This window comes from Campylobacter sp. BCW_6873, from assembly GCF_001762365.1.
GTDB lineage: Bacteria > Campylobacterota > Campylobacteria > Campylobacterales > Campylobacteraceae > Campylobacter_D > Campylobacter_D jejuni.
Genome location: NZ_MJWS01000018.1, coordinates 1 through 1146 on the forward strand (window position 1 = coordinate 1; position 1146 = coordinate 1146).

The 1146-nt window shown below is 23.9% G+C and carries 2 protein-coding genes; both read left to right on the forward strand.

Going from position 1 to position 1146, the window contains the following annotated elements; translation table 11 throughout:
- Positions 1-331: hypothetical protein (locus AJ932_RS10670; RefSeq protein ID WP_070288987.1), on the forward strand; the 331-nt coding region annotated here is incomplete at its 5' end.
- Positions 332-393: 62 nt separating this feature from the next.
- Positions 394-1146: hypothetical protein (locus AJ932_RS10715; RefSeq protein ID WP_261660031.1), on the forward strand; the 753-nt coding region annotated here is incomplete at its 3' end.

The following is a 1146-nucleotide window of genomic DNA, read 5'->3' on the forward strand; positions in this document are numbered from 1 at the left end:
ATCTTTTATTATCTTTTTTATGGCTATTGTTATTGTATTTTATCTTACTTATGATCTTGAAACCTCTAGGGATCTTACATTACTTAGCTCTCTAGAAGCTAAAGAATTGTCACCGCAAGAATATAAAGCATATAATTATTTTGGATTTTTGACTTGTATAACTATGTTTTTTTTTACAACCACATTTTTTATACTTCCTTGTTTATTACAAGCTTATTTATTTAAATGTTATAGCACAGAAGAAAAACGCAAAAAATTAAGTTGGCTTATAGGGTTTTTATGCAATATTATTATATTAATTGCAAGTGCATATTTGATGTATATATTTTAAAGACTATCAAAAATTTAATATATTTGATATAATATTCATTTATCTTAAATATTTAGAAAAAAATGGATAGAGAATTATTTATAACAAGGCTTGCTTTTATAAACAATGATGAAATAGACACAATAGATAAAAATTCATCCATAGCATACTTAAAAGCCTTATATCAATGTGAAAATTCCATAGCTATAAATTATAATCAAGAAGAGCTTTTCACCCAAGCTACCGCTATAAACAATCTAGGCTATAATTCTACTTTCACAAAAATCTTCATCCTAGATAAAGAAAAGCTCAATGATACCTATCTTGATACTAGAAAAAAGCTTTATAAATCTATCAATACTTTAAAAGAAAAAAGAAATGAAAAAATAAAAGATATCCAAGACTATTTAAATAAAGAAATTTCCTTACAAGATAATCTAAATAATCAAAGCTTTAATACTAAGGAAAATGATGTTAATTTAATTTTAAACGAAGTATTTAACATAGAGCAATTTTATGATAAAAATACCAATACCATAGTATTAAAGACAAATAATATAAAAATCATATTCTTAGATAAAGTAAATTTACAAGATTTGCAAGATAATTCTAACAATACTTCTTTCATCTCTATGTCAAATTTGATCCATATTTATGATAATCATTGTGATATTTTTGCAAAAGATAGAAGTGTTTTGGATATAAAGGACATAGAAGAAAAATATCAAATAGATTTTAAAAGTTTAGATATAAAAATCTTCCTAAACTCCACCCTCCTTACAGGATCAAATGAACTTCCTAACAATCCTTTTTACTTTGGAGAATTAGATCAAGAT